Annotated in this window: 17 protein-coding genes; 16 read left to right on the forward strand and 1 reads right to left on the reverse strand. The window is 30.3% G+C overall.

From position 1 onward, the window contains the following. Positions 1-85: 85 nt before the first annotated feature. From plsY to C4N20_RS10170, 16 genes are all read left to right on the forward strand, one after another. The gene (gene plsY, locus C4N20_RS10095) at positions 86-688 is read left to right on the forward strand and encodes a glycerol-3-phosphate 1-O-acyltransferase PlsY (protein WP_005978172.1); all 603 of its coding nucleotides are present in this window, start codon (positions 86-88) and stop codon (positions 686-688) included. 12 nt (positions 689-700) lie between these two features. Then, on the forward strand, positions 701-1,702 hold the full coding sequence (locus C4N20_RS10100) for an NAD(P)H-dependent glycerol-3-phosphate dehydrogenase (protein ID WP_005978169.1): 1,002 nt from the start codon (positions 701-703) through the stop codon (positions 1,700-1,702). Between the two features lie 29 nt (positions 1,703-1,731). Beyond that, positions 1,732-2,553, forward strand: a complete 822-nt coding sequence (locus C4N20_RS10105) for a sigma-70 family RNA polymerase sigma factor (protein WP_005978166.1) — start codon at positions 1,732-1,734, stop codon at positions 2,551-2,553. Between the two features lie 23 nt (positions 2,554-2,576). After that, complete coding sequence (dnaN, locus tag C4N20_RS10110) at positions 2,577-3,707, forward strand: DNA polymerase III subunit beta (protein ID WP_005978163.1); 1,131 nt, start codon at positions 2,577-2,579, stop codon at positions 3,705-3,707. Between the two features lie 123 nt (positions 3,708-3,830). After that, positions 3,831-4,379 (forward strand): DUF116 domain-containing protein, encoded by a 549-nt coding sequence (locus C4N20_RS10115; RefSeq protein ID WP_005978161.1) that lies wholly within the window; start codon positions 3,831-3,833, stop codon positions 4,377-4,379. Further along, positions 4,376-7,228: a tetratricopeptide repeat protein gene (locus C4N20_RS10120; protein ID WP_005978159.1), complete on the forward strand. Its 2,853-nt coding sequence runs from the start codon at positions 4,376-4,378 to the stop codon at positions 7,226-7,228. The genes C4N20_RS10115 and C4N20_RS10120 overlap by 4 nt, the downstream gene beginning before the upstream one ends. After that, positions 7,225-7,566 carry a hypothetical protein gene (locus tag C4N20_RS10125; RefSeq protein ID WP_005978157.1) on the forward strand — a complete coding sequence of 114 codons (342 nt, stop codon included), beginning with the start codon at positions 7,225-7,227 and terminating at the stop codon, positions 7,564-7,566. Before C4N20_RS10120 ends, C4N20_RS10125 begins: the two co-directional genes overlap by 4 nt. A 37-nt stretch (positions 7,567-7,603) precedes the next feature. Then, positions 7,604-8,215: a MotA/TolQ/ExbB proton channel family protein gene (locus C4N20_RS10130; protein ID WP_005978154.1), complete on the forward strand. Its 612-nt coding sequence runs from the start codon at positions 7,604-7,606 to the stop codon at positions 8,213-8,215. A gap of 8 nt (positions 8,216-8,223) precedes the next feature. After that, positions 8,224-8,661, forward strand: a complete 438-nt coding sequence (locus tag C4N20_RS10135; protein ID WP_005978151.1) for an ExbD/TolR family protein — start codon at positions 8,224-8,226, stop codon at positions 8,659-8,661. Positions 8,662-8,671: 10 nt separating this feature from the next. Then, positions 8,672-9,607: an energy transducer TonB gene (locus C4N20_RS10140; RefSeq protein WP_005978149.1), complete on the forward strand. Its 936-nt coding sequence runs from the start codon at positions 8,672-8,674 to the stop codon at positions 9,605-9,607. A 17-nt stretch (positions 9,608-9,624) separates the two neighbouring features. Beyond that, positions 9,625-11,016 carry a sigma-54-dependent transcriptional regulator gene (locus C4N20_RS10145; RefSeq protein ID WP_005978148.1) on the forward strand — a complete coding sequence of 464 codons (1,392 nt, stop codon included), beginning with the start codon at positions 9,625-9,627 and terminating at the stop codon, positions 11,014-11,016. A gap of 6 nt (positions 11,017-11,022) precedes the next feature. Then, positions 11,023-12,477 carry a DNA polymerase III subunit gamma/tau gene (dnaX, locus tag C4N20_RS10150; protein WP_005978145.1) on the forward strand — a complete coding sequence of 485 codons (1,455 nt, stop codon included), beginning with the start codon at positions 11,023-11,025 and terminating at the stop codon, positions 12,475-12,477. A 24-nt stretch (positions 12,478-12,501) separates the two neighbouring features. Then, the gene (locus tag C4N20_RS10155) at positions 12,502-13,308 is read left to right on the forward strand and encodes a hypothetical protein (RefSeq protein ID WP_005978143.1); all 807 of its coding nucleotides are present in this window, start codon (positions 12,502-12,504) and stop codon (positions 13,306-13,308) included. Between the two features lie 15 nt (positions 13,309-13,323). Beyond that, entirely contained in the window at positions 13,324-13,773 is a 450-nt protein-coding gene (rplI, locus tag C4N20_RS10160) for a 50S ribosomal protein L9 (RefSeq protein WP_005978141.1), read from the forward strand. Between the two features lie 26 nt (positions 13,774-13,799). Further along, positions 13,800-15,140, forward strand: coding sequence for a replicative DNA helicase (gene dnaB, locus C4N20_RS10165; protein WP_005978138.1), 1,341 nt, complete (start codon positions 13,800-13,802; stop codon positions 15,138-15,140). 19 nt (positions 15,141-15,159) lie between these two features. Next, a complete protein-coding gene (locus C4N20_RS10170; RefSeq protein ID WP_005978135.1) occupies positions 15,160-16,380 on the forward strand; it encodes a peptidase U32 family protein in 1,221 nt (406 codons plus the stop codon). Between the two features lie 99 nt (positions 16,381-16,479). Here the strand turns inward: C4N20_RS10170 and C4N20_RS10175 are convergent, their stop codons facing one another. Further along, positions 16,480-18,171, reverse strand: a complete 1,692-nt coding sequence (locus C4N20_RS10175) for a solute:sodium symporter family transporter (RefSeq protein WP_005978133.1) — start codon at positions 18,169-18,171, stop codon at positions 16,480-16,482. Positions 18,172-18,187 lie beyond the last annotated feature (16 nt).

Consider the following 18,187-nt stretch of genomic DNA (forward strand, 5'->3'; position numbering starts at 1 on the left):
TATAATTTAAAGTGAGAAAAAATTTATTTGAAAATTAATAGAAGTCTATACGGTATAGAAGAGATATAAACATAGGAGAGAAATCATGAAAGAAATATTATTTTTAGTTTTAGGTTATGTAATGGGAGCGCTTCCAAACGGTGTATGGATAGGAAAATATTTTAAAAAAATAGATATAAGAGAGCATGGCAGTAAAAATTCAGGAGCAACAAATGCTTACAGAGTATTGGGGCCTAAATATGGACTTATGGTACTGGCAGCAGATGCATTAAAAGGATTTCTGCCTCCATTTATAGCTAGTAGATATGGAGTGACGGGAAATATGCTGTTATTAATAGGAGTTTTAGCTATTGTTGGACATTCTCTATCTTTCTTCCTTCATTTTAAAGGTGGAAAAGGAGTAGCAACAAGTTTAGGAGTATTTCTTTTTCTAATCCCAAATGTAACTCTTGCTCTATTAATAGTTTTTATATTAGTGGTTTATTTTACAAGATATATTTCTTTAGGATCAATTATAGCGGCAGCAGCACTACCTATTCTTACTGCATTAAGTCCAGTAGGATATGGAATAGGAAAGACCCCTCTTCTAGTAATGACTACTTTAATAGGAGTTTTCGTAATATACAGACATAGAACTAACATCAAAAGGCTTATGGAAGGAACAGAAAATAAATTTAAGCTTAAATAAGGAGTGATTGGCATGAAAAAAGTAGTAATCATAGGAGCGGGAAGCTGGGGAACAGCTTTAGGATTGGTACTAGCTAGAAAAGGTTATGATATTACTTTATGGGAATTCAATAAAGAGAGAGCTGAAGAAATACAAAACAATAGAGAAAATAAGAGATATTTACCAGGAATAAAGTTTCCAGATAATTTAAATGTTACATATGAAAAAGAAGGTCTTTTAGAAGGAATAAAATATGTAGTATTCTCAGTTCCGTCACAAGTATTAAGAGGAGTAATAAGAGGATTTTCAAATGATTTGACAGAAGATATGCTTCTTGTAAATACAGCAAAAGGAATAGAAGTATCAACAGGAATGAGACTTTCAGAAGTAATGAAAGATGAAATAAAAGGAAAATTTCATAAGAATATAGTAGTTTTATCAGGACCTACACATGCAGAAGAAGTAGCAGTAGGAATACCAACAACAATAGTTGCAGCAGGAGAAAAAGAAAAAGCAGCAGAAATACAGGAACTTTTCAACAGTAAAGTATTCAGAGTATATTTAAGTGAGGATGTAGTAGGAGTTGAATTAGGAGCTGCTGTAAAAAACTGCCTGGCTATAGGAGCTGGAATAGCTGATGGAATGGGATTTGGAGATAACACAAAAGCAGCCTTGATAACTAGAGGAATAGCTGAAATGATAAGATATGGAAAGGCTTGTGGAGCTAAAGAAATAACTTTCTCTGGACTTAGTGGAATAGGAGACTTAATAGTAACATGTGCAAGTAAACACAGTAGAAACAGACATGTTGGTGAATGTTTAGGAAAAGGTCAGGATATACAAACTATTTTAAATGAGATGACTATGGTTGCTGAAGGTGTCCCTACAGTAAAAGCAGTGTATGAGCAAATTCAAAAACTAAATATCTCAATGCCGATATTAGAAGCTACATACAATATTATATATAAAAATGCAAATGCTGGAAATATGGTAGAAGAACTTATGGAGAGAACTTTGAAAGAGGAATTTTACTAAAATAAAATTGACAAAAGCGGGGAATGGCAATGATAGAGAAGGATCTTATTTCACTTTATTTAGCAGATATAAGAAAATATAAAATATTAGATAAAGATGAGGAATTAAACCTTTTAATTAAAGCTAAAGCTGGAGATGAAGAGGCTAAAAATCAGCTGATTTTATCAAATCTCAGATTAGTTGTTAATATTGCAAAAGGATATATAAACAAAGGATTGAGTTTTATAGATTTAATCAGTGAAGGAAATTTAGGTCTTATTTATGCAATAGAAAAATTTGATATTACAAAAGGGTTTAGATTTTCAACATATGCAGTATGGTGGATAAAGCAATCTATAAGTAAAGCTGTTATAGTAAAAGGAAGAGAAATAAGAATTCCGTCATATAAATACGACCTGTTAAATAAAGTAAATCGTTATGTTATGTCAAGATTGAAAGATGAGGGCAATTATCCTTCAGTAGAAGAAATAGCGGCAGAGCTGAATATTGAAGCTGATAAGGTGCAGGATATAATAATGGACTTTCAAGATCCTATGTCTTTAAGTACACAGATAGGAGATGATATATATCTGGAAGATACTTTAGCTCAACAGGAAGATTTTTCTATGGAAGAGGAAATCTTTAATGAAATGGGTAGAAAACAAGTAAGAGATATGGTCAATCAATTGGAAGAACGTGAAAAAGAAATATTGAAATTGAGATATGGGTTAGATGGGTATGAAATACATACTTTAGAAGAGATTGGAAATACTCTTAATATAACTAGGGAAAGAGTAAGGCAGATAGAGAAAAAAACTTTACAAAAGCTTAGATCAAAATATACTAAAGAATTAAAAGGGGACCTTTTTTAGAAGCTTAAACAGGAGGAAAAAAAGTGATTGTAAAATTAAAAAGACAGGATTTTTTAAAAAGATTAAAAATAGTTGAAAAAGCTATAAATGAAAATAAGATAAAGCCTATAATTTCTTGTGCTTACATAGAAACAAGAGGAGAAAATCTATTTTTTTGTGGGACTAATCTTGAAACTACTATTACTACTGAAATGAAATGTGAAGAGATAGTAGAAGAAGGAAGAATAGTGTTTCAGCATCAATTAGTAGATGAGTATTTAAGAGAGATTAAAGATGAAATTGTGACTTTAAGTGTAAGAGATAATAATCTTTTTATAGAAAGTTCTGATTCTTCTTCTGAATTTTCTCTTATGGAAGCAGAAGATTTTCCAAAAATACTTGTAGAAGCTGACTTTTTTCAAAGACAGGAAGATTTTAAAATGAACAGTGTAGAGCTGGCTGATATATTTGAAAAGGTAAAATTTGCTGCATCTACTTCTAGTGATAATCTTTCTATAAATTGTGTAAGATTAGAAAGCGAAGTAAATAACTTAAAGTTTATAACAACTGATACTTACAGACTTGTATTTTTAGAAAAAGAATTAGAAAAAGTAAATGAAAAGCTTGAAGTAAGCATTCCTTTAAATACAATTGAAGCTTTAACAAAACTTTTAAGAAGTATAGAAGAAACAGAAATAAAATTCTATTTTTACAATAAACAGGTGTATTTTAAATTAGAAGATACTCTTATAATAAGTAGAGTTATTGATTTGGCATTCCCTAATTACAAAGGAATATTAGGAAATAATACATATAATAAAACTCTTCTTATAAACAGTGAAAAGTTTTTAAAAGTTCTTAGAAGAATAATAATCTTTGTAAGAAATAATGCTGAGTCAAAATATGGGGCAACATTTGAACTGGAAGGAAAGGATCTTAAAGTAAATGGTGTAAATGATATTGCTAAAATAAATGAGCAATTAGAAGTAGAATATGAGGGAGATAGAATAAAGATATCTCTTAATGCTAAGTTTCTTTCTGATTTTATACAAAACTTAAATAAAGAAAGTAATATTATGCTTAATTTCATTAGTTCAAATGGTTCAGTTAAAATAAAAAAAGAAAATGATGATAATTATCTTTACATAGTAATGCCATTGGCGTTAAAAGATTAATTTTAAATGAGAGCTAATAGAAAATATTAGCTCCATTTTTTCTTTAATGATTAATTTTTGATTGTTTGAAATATGGACTCAAATATGATATAATTTCCTTAATAATTTTGAAGAGGTAAAAAGATGAGCAGTAATTTTTTCAGAAAAATGGTATATGATTTTTATTATCTGCTATTTTTATTTGTGGATAGGAAAAAAAGAGAAGTAGAGACGAATGACGTAGCTGTGAAATTTTTAGATTACAATAATAAAAAAGTAATGGCTTCTTTAAAAGGAAAGGATATAAAAAAACTATTAATTTTGCTTCCTCACTGTGTTCAAAAATATACATGTCCATATAAAGTAACTTCCAATATAGAAAACTGTAGGAATTGTGGACAATGTGTAATAGGTGAACTTTTGAGCATGAAAAAAGAATTTCCGATAGAGATAAGAATAGCTACTGGAGGGACTCTTGCAAGAAAACACATAAAGGAATTAAAACCAGATTTAGTAGCAGCGGTTGCCTGCAAGAGAGATCTTATGTCTGGGATACATGATGCATTTCCAGTGAAAGTTTATGGGATATTCAATAAAATTATTAATGAACCCTGTGTAGATACAACGGTTTCTGGAGAAAAAATAAGGAGTTTTTTAAAAGAAATATACAAAACTCAAGGAGGAGAAATGTGAAAAAGATACACTTGATACTTGCATTATTATTAAGCACAAATATCATTTTAGCTGCCTCAGAGAGAGAAGATATTGCATTCTTGGATGAACTTTATAAGCAGAAAAAATTCTCAATGGCTATAACAGAGTCGGTGAGTTTTTTAAAAAGATATCCTGATTCTAGATATACAAGAAATATTCAAGATAGAATAGCAAAGACATACTTTCTTCAGGAAGATTATAATAATGCCATAAAATATTTTAAAATAATTCTAATGAATAATGATGTGAAAGCAAAAGAAAAAGACGAGATAAACTTTTATCTTATGAGAAGTTATACAGCATTGGGAGATGCTAAAAATAGTGATTTCTTTATGGAGTCTTTAGATAAAAATGGAGATTTTTATGAGAGAGCATTGTATGATTCAGGAATGACTTATTTAGCTAAAGAAAATTATAAAAAAGCAGAGGAATTATTTCAAAGAGTTATACAGCTAAACAAAAAATATTATAGTGAAGCTGTTTTAAGTATGGCAATGTCAGCGTACAATCAAGCAGATTATAAAAGGACTCTTCTATTTTTAAATGAGTACTCAAATGGAAAAGATAAAAATAAAAATCAGTCTCTTTTTAATTATCTTTATGGTTCAGCTTATTACAAACTTAACTCAACTGATGATGCAATAACATATTTTCAAAAAGTTACCAGCAAAGATAAAACAAGTTCTTATGGGAAAAAATCTGTATTAAGTTTGATAGAGATCTATAGCAATAGAGGAGATGTCAACTCTATGCAGAAATATCTTGCTATGCTTGAAAATACTAAAGAGTATGGAGAAGCAATGAGAATGATAGGAGATCTTTATGCTACAAGAGGAGAATATGAAAAAGCTGTAAGCTATTATTCAAAAACAAATACTCCAAATGATCCAAAGCTTATGTATGGATATGGATTTTCATTGTATAAGTTAAATAGATTAAAAGAAGCTCAAAAATATTTTGAAGGATTAAGAAATACTACTTATTATAATCAGTCTATATATTATATCTTTGCAATTGATTATAAATTAAAAAATTATAAAAAGATAGTGAGAAATAGAGATGAAGTAAAAAGAGTAGTTGTAAATCAACAGGATACTGACAATATCAATTTAATGATAGCTAACTCAGCATATGAAATTGGTGAGTATGCTCTCTCAAAAGATTACTATGGAAGACTTTATGCAAGAAATGCTAATAAAGAAAATCTTTATAGAATAATCGTTATAGATAATAAAGTTGGAGATACTGATGATATTGCAAAGAGATTTAATGAGTACAAAACTAAATACCCAGATGACAAAGAATATAAAAGAAATATATATTTTTCTGTAGGAGAAGCATATTACAAAAAAAATAAAGTGCCAGAAGCAATAGATGTATATAAAGAATTCCTAGCAACAGATAAAGATTTCAGCATTTTAAATAATCTTATTGTTTCATTGCTTAGTGAACAAAGATATGATGAAATGCTTGTGTATCTTAATGATGAAGGAACAGAAAATACAAAAGATAATATATATCTAAAAGGAATAGCTTTTGTAGGAATGGGAAAATATGCAGAAGCAGATACAGCTTTTAATCAATTAGAGGCAGATACAACTTCTGATGCAGCTCTTCTGACAAAAGTAAAGTTTAATAAAATGAGAAATTATTTTCTATGGGGAAAATATGAAGATGCGATAAAATATGGAGAAGAGTATCTTACATTAGAAAATCCAGAAGGAAAAAATGAAATAATGGATAAATTGGCTATCAGTTATTTTAGAATAGACAATTTTGAAAAGAGCAGAGAATATTACAACAAACTTTCTGCTGTTCCAGAATATGAAGCATATTGCAGATTCCAAATAGCAGATACTTATTATGCTGAAAAGAATTTTGAGAAAGCTAAAGAAGAATATAAGCATGTTGCAGAGCAATATGGAGATGGACAGTATGGAGAAAAAGCATACTACTGGTATTTAACTACTTTAATTAATTTAGGAGAAACAGAAACTTTTGAAAAAGAAAAAGATGCATTTCTTGTGAAGTATCCAGGAAGTAAAATGAGAGATAATCTTCTTATACTATCTGGAGAAGTATATGAAAGTGGAAATAATAATGACAAAGCACTTGAAAATTACAAAGAACTTCTTTCAACTTCAGAGGATAAAGTGGTTAAAGAAAATACAGCTTCTAAAATATTAGATATACACTTAAGTAAAAATAATATAGAGGAGGCTAAAAAGTATATAGAAGATATTACTAACATAGATACTAAGAATTACTATAATTCACTTATCTATGAAAAACAGAATAATAAAGAAGCTGCAATGAAGGAATATGAAAAACTTTTGGAAAGCAGCAGATATAAAGATTATGCTTGTGTAAATATAGCCTCTAAACTATTTACTGAAAAGAACTATAAAAAGGCGAGAGAATACTATGAGCAGGTAAATAATATGGAAAATAGTATTTATAAAGATCTTGTATTATTCCAAATAGCTTCTATTGATGAGATAGAAAAGAAAAACGAAGAAGCTTTGAGAGGCTATACAAAAGGTTATGTAATGTACAATGGAAAATATTCTCAAGTATCAAAATTGAAGGCAGCTCAATTGACCGAAAAAATGGGTAAGGAAAAAGATGCAAAAGTATTATACAAAGAACTTTATGACCTTGATAAAAAATTAATTTATAAAGAGTTTATACTTGAAAAAATGATCTATTTTGCTTTAAAAGATGAAAATAAAACAGATGGTAAAAAATATTATTTAGAATTAAAAGCAATTAACCCTAAAAAAGCAGAAAAATATGCAGATTTTTTTAAAGAGGAGGAAAATAAATGAAAAAATTAGTAGTATCTTTATTTTTATTAAGTGCCCTTGTAGTGAGTGCAGAAGACAGTATGACTGCAATAGACAAAGAAGTAACTGGTGTAAACAAAGAACAGCTTGAAATGAAAGAGATAGAAACAAAAGAAATGTTGCTGAAAGGACAAAAAATTGATTCTGGCTCAGTTGAGTTATCAGGAGAAAATCTTAAAAATCAACAACAAAAAATAAAAGTAGTTCAAAATGAGAAATCAGCTTTAGAAGATGAGTTATCACAAGGAGTGGAGAAAAAATCATTCCTTAAATATGTAATAGGAGCATTAGGAGTAGTAGTTTTAATTATAGCACTTTAATTAAATTTACATAAGAGAGTATAAAGGAGAAATAGATATGTATTGGATTAAAAATGGTGGAATTCTAATGTATTTTATTTTAGCTATGTCTATCATAGGACTGGCTGTAGTAATAGAGAGATTTATTTATTTTAAATTAAGTGAGAGAGATAGTTTCAATAAAATAAATCCAGAGCTTAGACAGCTTATAGAAAAAGGGTCTGTAAAGGAAGCAATAGTTTTACTTAATAATCAAAAAGCTTCAGCAGCTAGAGTTTTAAAAGATATATTAATACAATATTATAAAAGCAACAGTAAGGATCCTGTAATGTTGGAAGAGAAGGGGAAAGAAAGTGCAATGGCACAGGTACCTCTTTTAGAAAAACATATGTGGATGCTTTCATTGGTTGCTCATATAACTCCTTTATTGGGATTATTAGGAACTGTTACAGGAATGATCAAAGCATTCCAGGCAGTATCTGTTCATGGAACTGGAGATGCTTCAGTTCTTGCAAAAGGAATATCAGAAGCACTGTTTACTACTGCTGGAGGACTTTTTGTAGCTATTCCTGCTACTATTTTCTATAACTATTTTAATAAAAAAATAGATGAAACAATAAATGATATGGAAAAAACTAGTACAGAGTTGATAAACTACTTCAGAAGATAGGAGAAATTATGAAAATCGAAAGAACGAAAAGACGTGGAAAGGGAGAACTAGCATTAGAGATAACTCCCCTTATTGATGTTGTGTTTCTTTTATTGATATTTTTTCTGGTTGCAACTACTTTTGAAGATATTAACAGTGGGATTAAAATAGATTTACCACAATCGACGATCAGAGAGATAAAAAATATAAAAGAAATACAAGTTGCAATAAATAAAAATAAAGAGATTATTCTTAATTTTAAAGATAAAGGAAAAAGTCAAAAGATTAAAGTTAATAAGAATAATTTAAAGGCAGAACTTGAAAATAAATTGAAGGAATCTGAAGAGAAAAATATAGTGATAAGTGCTGATAAAAGTCTGGATTATGGATTTATAGTGGAAATAATGACTATTTCTAAAGAAGCAGGAGCAGCCTCACTGGATATTGATACAGCAAGCAGTAAATAAGGAGAGGATTATGAAAAGAGTCGATTATGTAAGTTTTGGTCTTTCTATACTTCTGAACCTGCTTATCATACTGCTTATACCTGGTCTTTCAGTGGAAACTATAGTTGATAAAAAAATTAAAGTTGGATTAGTTTCTTATGATAATAACAGTAGACTAAAGATGGAAGGAACTAAAAATACTAACTCTAAAACTAAAAATCTGACAGCTGAGACTAGAAAAAAGACAGAAAAAATTGAAACTCAGGTGAAGAAAGAAAGTACAGTAAAAAAAGAACCTGTTACTCAGGTAAAAGCAAAAGAACCTGAAAAGAAACCAACTTTAAGTGATATAGCTAAATCTATATCAGGTCCTGAAATAGACGTTTTATCTGGAATAAGTGATATAAGCCATCCTGTTGTCAGAGAAAAAGTAAAAACAATTCCTAAAAGACAAAATGATAATAAAGAAGGAGTGGTTTCAAAAGATAATCTTGTTGGAGAAAAACTAGATTTAGCATCTGATTCCGATATGAATATTCAAGGAAAGGAACAATTCTTAGTCAAGGAAGATGGAAAGCTTGCCTTTAACTCAGAAGAGGGAAAAGATTTGGAATTTGAAAGAATATTGAAAGCAGATGGTGATGTAGAGGGTTTACCAAGTGGATATAGACTTGGAACAGAAGATGGAAATATTGTTGCTAGATGGGATAATACTAACAGGGAGCCTGTGTATCCAGAAAGTGCTCAATTAAGAGGGCTTCATGGAACAGTGAAGATAAGAATGAATATTGATGAAAACGGAAATGTAAATTCTTTATTTCTTGAAAAAGGAAGTGGAGTTCCAGAAATCAATAGTGCTATAGAAGAGATAGGAAGAACTTGGAAGATATATTTGAGTAAAAATGGAATGAATGTAAAAGGTGATGTTATATTGGAATATAACTTTACATTAAGAGGAAAAAATTAATTTGTGAGGTGGATGGTTTGATTCTTTTAGGGTTTAGATTAGATAAAAGTTTAAAAGAGGAATTAGAAAATAATTTTGAAAACGAATTAACTTTCGCAGAAAATATAACTGATTTTATAGAATATCTAAAAAACAAAAAGTATGAAACTATAGTTATAGAGGAGAGAAATCTTCAAGAAGAAGCTCTTATTAATTTAGTAAAAAAAGTTGGAGAACATCAAAAAAAAGGTGTTATAATAATTCTTGGAGAAACTTCTAATTTAAAAGTAGTTGCAGGAAGTGTAAAGGCAGGAGCTTATGATTATATATTAAAACCAGTGGATAATAATACTGTTATAAAAATAATAGAAAAATCTGTAAAAGATTATAAATTATTGGCTGAAAGAGTAGATAAACATAAAAGCTCTGGAGATAAACTTATAGGACAGACAAAAGAAATAGTAGAACTTTATAAAATGATAGGAAAAGTTGCAAGCAGTAGAGTACCAGTTTTAGTAGTGGGAGAAAAGGGAACTGGGAAAACAAGTGTAGCAAAATCTATTCATCAATTCAGTGACTGGTCAAATGAACCTCTTATAAGTATTAACTGTACTTCTTTCCAGAATGAGTTATTAGAAAGAAAGATGTTTGGTTATGAAAAAGGTGCTTTTACAGGAGCTGTTTTTTCTCAGATAGGAGATCTCGAAAAAGCTAATGGAGGAACACTTCATCTAGGAAATGTAGAGTCTTTAAGCTTGGATTTACAATCTAAGATACTATATTTTTTAGAAGAGGGAGAATTTTTCAGAATGGGTGGAGCAGACCCTATAAAGATTGATTTAAGAGTAGTAGCAAGTACAAGTGAAAATCTCGAAGAACTTATAAATCAGGGTAAATTTATTGATGAACTATATAGAAAATTAAAAGTTCTTGAAGTAAATATCCCACCATTAAGAGAAAGAAAAGATGACATACCTTTGATAATAGATCACTATTTAATAGAGTGTAATGAAGAGCTTCATAAAAATGTAAAAGGTGTGAGTAAGCCAGCGTTAAAGAAAATATTAAGATATGACTGGCCTGGAAATGTAAATGAACTTAAAAATGCGGTTAAATCTGCTGTAGCATTGTGCAGAGGAGGTTCTATACTTATAGAAGATCTTCCAAGCAATGTACTGGGTACAAAGGTCACAAAGAGAAAAGGAGATGCACAGACGAGTGCACTTAAAGAATGGGTAAAAGTAGAGATGGAAATGTATAAAACAGGTAATCAAAAAGGTTATTATGGAAATATTATCTCAAAAGTAGAAAAGGAACTTATCCATCAAGTATTGGAAATGACTAATGGAAAAAAAGTAGAGACAGCAGAGATACTAGGAATAACAAGAAATACATTGAGAACAAAAATGAGTAACTATGGTTTGGAGTAGGATGAAATGCATATAACATTATATAGAAAATATAGACCTAAAAACTTTGAGGAGATAGCAGGACAAAAGGAAATAGTAAAGACTCTGAAAGCATCATTGAGAAATGGTAAAACTTCCCATGCATATCTTTTCACAGGTCCTAGAGGTGTGGGAAAAACTACAATAGCCAGACTTATAGCTAAAGGTGTCAATTGCTTGGAAAATGGTATTACTGATGAGCCATGTAATAAATGTGAAAACTGTCTTTCTATAAATGATGGAAGTTTTATGGATATGATTGAAATTGACGCTGCTTCTAATAGAGGAATAGATGAAATCAGACAACTGAAAGAAAAAATAAATTATCAACCCTCAAAGGGAAGAAAAAAAATATATATTATAGATGAGGTTCACATGCTGACAAAGGAAGCTTTTAATGCTCTTTTGAAAACATTGGAAGAACCACCTGAACATGTAATATTTATACTTGCAACAACAGAAGCAGATAAAATACTTCCAACTATTATTTCAAGATGTCAGAGATATGATTTTAAAACTCTTTCTCCAGCTGAAATGAAAGAAAAACTTGGAGAAATATCTGAAAATGAAGGAGTTTCTGTACCAGATGATGTATTGGACCTGATTTATGAAAATTCTGGCGGAAGTATGAGGGATGCCACTTCAATATTAGAAAGACTTATGATAACATGTTTAGATGAAGAGATAACTTTAGAGAAATGTGAAAAAGTTCTTGGAGTAACTCCAGTAAAGAAAATGAAAGATTTTCTAGACAATGTTACAGAAAAAAAATATAAAGAACTTGTAAAAATGCTAGATGAGTTTTGGAGCGAGTCTTTGGAGATAGAGCTTTTCTTTAAGGACTTTGCTAAATATTGTAAAACTCTTATGAGCAGATCAGAACTAGAAGTAGATAAAGGACTTAAAATAATTGGAGCTGTCTATGATTCTCTGAATAAATTTAAATATGAAGAGGACAAGAGAATGGTCGGTTATGTAGTCATTAATAATATTTTAAGTACTAAAGCAGCTGTAGTTCAAGAAAGAGTAGTAGAAAAAATAATTGAAAAACCAGTAGTAATACATCAAGATAGTTCTAATATTGAAGAAACTGCTGATCTCTCAGGAATTACCTTGGAATATGTAATAAGCCAGTGGAGAGATATAGTTGAAGAAGCTAAAAAAGAGAAAATAACTTTGGGAGCATTTTTAATAAGTGCTAAACCATATAAAATTGAAGGAGATACGTTATTTATTGGATTTGAAAGCGAAAATTCATTTGCTAAAGAGCAGATGGAAACAAGTGCTTATGATGATGTATTCTTAGAAGTGGTAAAGAAAATAATCAATCCAAAAATAAAAGTAAAATATATACTTGTTGGTAAAAAAAGAGAAGTCAGCAGGGGTGAAAATGATTTTACTAAAAAAATAGTAGATTTTTTTGGTGGAGAGATTATGAAATAAACACCAATAAAAACAGGGGGAAAAATGTTTGTAGTTCACGGAATGGCAGTAGCAGCATTATTTATGATTTCTCTTATGATGCCAATATTTAGTTTTTTATTGCCAGTTTATAAGATAAAGAAAATGAAAGAATTAGATTTTAGACAAAAAGTATTGATCAATATTATTGCCATTATGTTTATAATATTGATGAACCCCATGCTTTTAAGTATATATATAGGATTTTTTATCGTAATAGAACTTTTTTATTATTATTTTGAAAAGATAAATTATTCTGTAAAAAAATTTGATAGAATAACTATTACAGCAATAGTAGTAACAGCTTTTATGGCAGGGATATTTATCCTTGTTAAAAAAGATGTAGATGCTAACCTAGGTACATTAATGACAATGTATCAGCAAAGAACAAACTTCAGTATGGAAGATGTTCAGATGATATTTAAAGAACTGAAAGCTAATTCTTTATGGCTTATGTTTACTTACTCGATGCTATGCTCGTTCATGACATATTTTTCTTTAGATAAGAAAGATTATGCCAATTGGGAAGTGTCATATGGTTGGGTATTAATCTACATAATAACATTCTTTATGTCAAAAATATTTAAGATAGATAATTTTTATATATATAATTTGATGGAAATAGGAAAAGTAATATTTATATTCTTTGGATTAAAAAGCATATATATAACATTGAATAAAATATTAAAAATAAGAATTCTAAATAGCTTTATAGCAATTTTTACTTCTGTAATGTTCCCATTTGCAGCCTTTGTGATTGGGGTACTTTCAGGATTTAAAATAAATAAAGTATTATTTAACGAAAAAAAATAATTGGAGGAAAATCAAATGGCAAAAATACAAGTTATACTAACGCAGGATGTAGCAGGACAAGGAAGAAAAGGAGACTTAATAACTGTTTCTGATGGTTATGCTCATAACTTCCTAATAAAAAATAAAAAAGGTATGATAGCAACTGAAGAGGAATTGAAGAAGATAGAAAACAGAAAGAAAAGAGAAGAAAAGAAACTTCAGGAAGATAAAGAAAAATCAATCGAATTGAAAAAACAGCTTGAATCTAAAAAGATAGAAATTGGAGTAAAAATCGGAGAAAATGGGAAACTATTTGGAGCTATAACTAACAAAGAGGTTTCAGCAGCAATAGAGCAGATTTTTGGTGTAGCTATTGATAGAAAAAAAATAGAATGTAATATTAAGAGTTTAGGTGAACATATTGCAGTTATAAAACTTCATACTGATGTAAAGGCTGAAGTTAAAGTTGTAGCAAAAGCTCAATAATTTTTTTGTTAAAATAAGGAGAAAAAATGCCAGAAATTGAAAATTTGAGAAAAATTCCAAGTGACCTAGAGGCTGAAAGGTCTGTTTTAGGAGGTATATTCCTTAAACAAGATGTATTTGGTGATATAATAGAGATACTTTCTCCTGATGACTTTTATAAAAATGCTCATAAAATAATCTATGAAACTATGAGAGAAATTTACAATAAAGGAGAACCTCTTGATCCTCTAGTAGTAATGAATAGATTGAGAAAAAGTGAAAAATTTGATGAAGTGGGAGGGGAACAGATATTCTACGATATAGTAGAAGAGGTTCCTACTGCTGCTAATATCACTGCTTATGCAAAAATAGTTAAAGAAAAAGCTATATTAAGAAGACTGGGAGATGTTGGAACTAAGATAGTAGAGATGACATATAGCGGTTATGAAGAAGCTGAAAATATTTTAGACAGAGCAGAAGGAATGATATTTAAGATATCAGAAAACAGCGAGTCAAAAGATTTAGTGAAAATAAGAGATGCTATGTCAGATGAATTTCTTAGACTTGAGAAAGTATATGCAAATAAAGGAACTACAATTGGTATTTCATCAGGGTTTACAGATTTTGATCAGATGACAAGTGGATTTCAGCCATCTGACCTTGTAATACTTGCAGCAAGACCAGCAATGGGAAAAACTGCCTTTGCACTTAACCTTGCTCTTAATGCAGCATTAAAAAGTGAGAAAGCAGTACTTTTATTCAGTATGGAGATGTCAAGTTCTCAGTTGCTTCAAAGACTTCTTGCTGTAGAGGCAGGAGTAGGTCTTCAGAAAATAAAAACAGGATTTTTGGCACCAGAAGACTGGGGAAGGCTGGGAATAGCCAGTGGAAAACTTTCTAATACAGAAATAAATATAGCAGATGTACCTAATCTAGGGGTACTTGAAATAAGAGCCATAGCCAGAAGATTAAAAGCGGCAGGAAAGTTAGATATGATACTTATTGACTATTTACAGTTGATAAAAGGAAGCAGTGGAAAAACAGAAAACAGACAACAAGAGATATCTGATATCTCAAGATCACTTAAAGGAATTGCCAGAGAGCTTGATGTACCTATTATAGCTCTTTCACAGCTTTCACGGGCTACAGAGCAGAGAGCTGACAGGAGACCTATGCTTTCAGACCTGAGAGAGTCTGGAGCCATAGAACAGGATGCTGACATGGTAATGTTTTTGTATAGAGATGATTATTACAATGAAGAAACAGATGATAAGGGAATAACTGAGGTAATCATAGGTAAACACAGAAATGGTCCAACAGGAACAGTTAAATTGAGATTTTTCCATGAACTTACAAAGTTTGCGGATTATACTGATAAAGTAGAATAATTGAGAGAGGAATGATAAAGTGAAAAAAGTAGAATTACTAGCTCCAGTAGGAAATATGGAGAAGTTTAAAATGGCTATCCATTATGGAGCTGACGCAGTGTTCTTAGGAGGAAAAATGTTCAACCTAAGAGCTGGAAGCAGCAATTTTTCTGATGAAGAATTAGAAGAGGCTGTAACTTATGCACATGATTTAGGAAAAAAAGTATATGTTACTTTAAATATAATACCACATAATGATGAGCTGGATCTTTTGCCTGACTATGTAAAATTTTTGGAAAAAATTGGGATAGATGGAGTAATAGTTGCTGATTTAGGAGTATTCCAGATAGTAAAAGAAAATACAAACCTTCGTATCAGTGTAAGTACTCAGGCAAGTAATACAAACTGGCGTTCTGTACAAATGTGGAGAGATCTTGGAGCAAAAAGGGTAGTATTGGCAAGAGAAATATCTTTAGACAACATAGCAGAAATAAGAGCTAAGGTACCAGATATAGAACTTGAAGTATTTATCCATGGAGCTATGTGTATGTCAATCTCTGGAAGATGTCTGCTGAGCAATTATATGACAGGAAGAGATGCAAACAGAGGAGATTGTGCTCAATCTTGCAGATGGAAATATTCTCTTGTTGAAGAGACAAGACCTGGAGAATACATGCCTGTATTTGAAGATGATCATGGAACATATATATTTAACTCAAAAGATTTATGCACAATAGAATTTATAGATAAGATTCTTGATATAGGAGTGGACTCACTTAAAATAGAAGGAAGAATGAAAGGGATATATTATGTAGCTAACTGTGTAAAAGTATACAGAGACGCTATAGACAGTTATTATTCTGGAAACTATAAATTTAATCCTAAATGGTTGGAAGAGTTAGAATCTGTTTCTCACAGATCGTATACAGATGGATTCTATATGGGAAGACCAGGTGTAGATGGACAAAATTATAATGACAGAAACTCATACAGCCAGTCTCATCAATTGGTAGCTAAAGTAGAGAAAAAACTTTCTGAAAATGAATATATTCTTGCTATAAGAAATAGATTAGAAGTTGGAGAAAAACTGGAAGTTGTAAGTCCAGGGATAAATGTAAGAGAGATAACTCTTCCTAAAATGACTCTTATCACAAGAGGAAAAGAGGGAGAAGAGGTAGAGGCAGCAAATCCTAACTCATTTGTTAAAATAACTATAGACACTGAGCTAAATGAACTGGATATGCTTAGAAAAAGAATTTAATTAACTATGTAAAAAAGAAGCTGATTAAGAGGAAAAAAGTAAATTTTAAAATTTTACTTTAACTTCCAGGTCAGCTTCTTTTTATTAATTGAAAGTTTATTAATTTTTCTTTTCTATTTTTCTAGTGAATATACAGCAGAAATAAGTTAAGACAATAAATATAATTGTTATTATTCCTATTCGCCCCTTTAGATTTTCACTTTGAGAAAGCAAACCTATTTTTGAAAATACAACATATATCCATACAAGAAGAGACATAAGCATTACAGATACTGTATATCTGTATTCCCAAGGTTCAACAGATACCTCGTATCTAATAGGAAGAGAATATTCCTTTTTAGGAGGAATAATTTTATCAACAATATACATTAAGAAAAGACAAATAACAAATAAGATTGCTATTACATATAGGAAATGTATTTTTACGGGGCTGATAAATTGTGTGTATCCATAAACAATAACAAAGAAGCCCATAGAAACTTTTGCAGCAAGAGCACTAGTTTTTTTAGAAAATATACCAACTAATACAATTATTGCAATAGGGACACTGAAAAGTCCAGCAACTTTTTGAATAAATTCAAACAGTCCTCCTGATGATTTTGAGATAAATGGAGCTACAATCATTGAAAAGACAGCTAAAACAGTACCAAAATATTTACTTACTTTTATAAGATTTTTTTCTGAAATATTTGGACTGAATAATGGTTTATAAATATTTAAACTGAATATAGTTGAAGCTGAATTTAGGGCAGAGTTAAAAGAACTTAAAACTGCTCCAAATAAGACTGCTCCAAAGAAACCTGATAATTTACTAGGGAGAAGTTTATTAACTAATACAGGATATACAATATCTCCACTAATTTGATTCCCATAAATATTGTAGGCAATGATTCCTGGAACAACGAGTATAAGAGGAGCTACTATTATTTTTAGAAAAGCTGTTAAAAGAACTCCTTTTTGTCCCTCTTTTAAAGATTTTGCTCCTAAAGCTCTTTGAATTATGGCTTGGTTTGTACACCAATAATAAACAGCCATGATTCTCATTCCTGTAATAGCAGCACCAAATGGAGCTTGAGAGTCTTTTGATCCAATAGCATTAAGCTTTTCTGGGTTATGCTGGAATAGATACTCAATACCTTTCATCATGCTTCCTTCACCTAGATATATAAATCCAAGAACAGGGATAGCTAAACCTCCTATTATTAATCCTATACCATTGACAGTATCTGAAACTGCTACAGCTTTTAATCCACCAAATATAGCATAGATACTTCCAACAATTCCTATCATCCATACCGAAAGAATAATAGCACTTTCAGGAGAAATATTAAGCAGTTCAGGGATATTAAATAACCTCATCATTGCAATAGAACCAGAATAAAGTACAGTAGGAAGAAATGCTACTCCTAATGTAAGCAGAAAAAATACACTGACAATATTTCTTACTGTTTTATCGTATCTTTCTTCTAAAAATTCAGGAACAGTAGTAATTGATCCCTGAAGATATTTTGGAAGAAAATAAAGGGCAAGAATAACAATACCTATTGATGCACCAGATTCCCATGCAATAACAGAAAGCCCACTTTTAAATCCCTGAGCATTTAATCCAACCATCTGTTCTGTAGAAAGATTTGTCAGCATCATAGAACCAGCAATAACTGTTGCACTTAAACTTCTTCCTCCAAGAAAATATCCACTTTCAGTATTAAGATTATCATTTTTTGTTAAATACCATGAAATTATAGCTACAAGAGCAGTGAATAATATGAATGTTACTATTGTAAAAACCATATTCCCTCCTTAAATA

The sequence above is a fragment of the Fusobacterium ulcerans genome, assembly GCF_003019675.1.
Taxonomy (GTDB): domain Bacteria; phylum Fusobacteriota; class Fusobacteriia; order Fusobacteriales; family Fusobacteriaceae; genus Fusobacterium_A; species Fusobacterium_A ulcerans.

Excerpts from the sequence above, each read along its gene's own strand:
- plsY (WP_005978172.1), top strand. The coding sequence starts at position 86 with ATGAAAGAAATATTATTTTTAGTTTTAGGTTATGTAATGGGAGCGCTT.
- C4N20_RS10100 (WP_005978169.1), top strand. The coding sequence starts at position 701 with ATGAAAAAAGTAGTAATCATAGGAGCGGGAAGCTGGGGAACAGCTTTA.
- C4N20_RS10105 (WP_005978166.1), top strand. The coding sequence starts at position 1,732 with ATGATAGAGAAGGATCTTATTTCACTTTATTTAGCAGATATAAGAAAA.
- C4N20_RS10115 (WP_005978161.1), top strand. The coding sequence starts at position 3,831 with ATGAGCAGTAATTTTTTCAGAAAAATGGTATATGATTTTTATTATCTG.
- C4N20_RS10125 (WP_005978157.1), top strand. The coding sequence starts at position 7,225 with ATGAAAAAATTAGTAGTATCTTTATTTTTATTAAGTGCCCTTGTAGTG.
- C4N20_RS10130 (WP_005978154.1), top strand. The coding sequence starts at position 7,604 with ATGTATTGGATTAAAAATGGTGGAATTCTAATGTATTTTATTTTAGCT.
- C4N20_RS10135 (WP_005978151.1), top strand. The coding sequence starts at position 8,224 with ATGAAAATCGAAAGAACGAAAAGACGTGGAAAGGGAGAACTAGCATTA.
- C4N20_RS10140 (WP_005978149.1), top strand. The coding sequence starts at position 8,672 with ATGAAAAGAGTCGATTATGTAAGTTTTGGTCTTTCTATACTTCTGAAC.
- dnaX (WP_005978145.1), top strand. The coding sequence starts at position 11,023 with ATGCATATAACATTATATAGAAAATATAGACCTAAAAACTTTGAGGAG.
- C4N20_RS10155 (WP_005978143.1), top strand. The coding sequence starts at position 12,502 with ATGTTTGTAGTTCACGGAATGGCAGTAGCAGCATTATTTATGATTTCT.
- rplI (WP_005978141.1), top strand. The coding sequence starts at position 13,324 with ATGGCAAAAATACAAGTTATACTAACGCAGGATGTAGCAGGACAAGGA.
- dnaB (WP_005978138.1), top strand. The coding sequence starts at position 13,800 with ATGCCAGAAATTGAAAATTTGAGAAAAATTCCAAGTGACCTAGAGGCT.
- C4N20_RS10175 (WP_005978133.1), bottom strand. The coding sequence starts at position 18,171 with ATGGTTTTTACAATAGTAACATTCATATTATTCACTGCTCTTGTAGCT.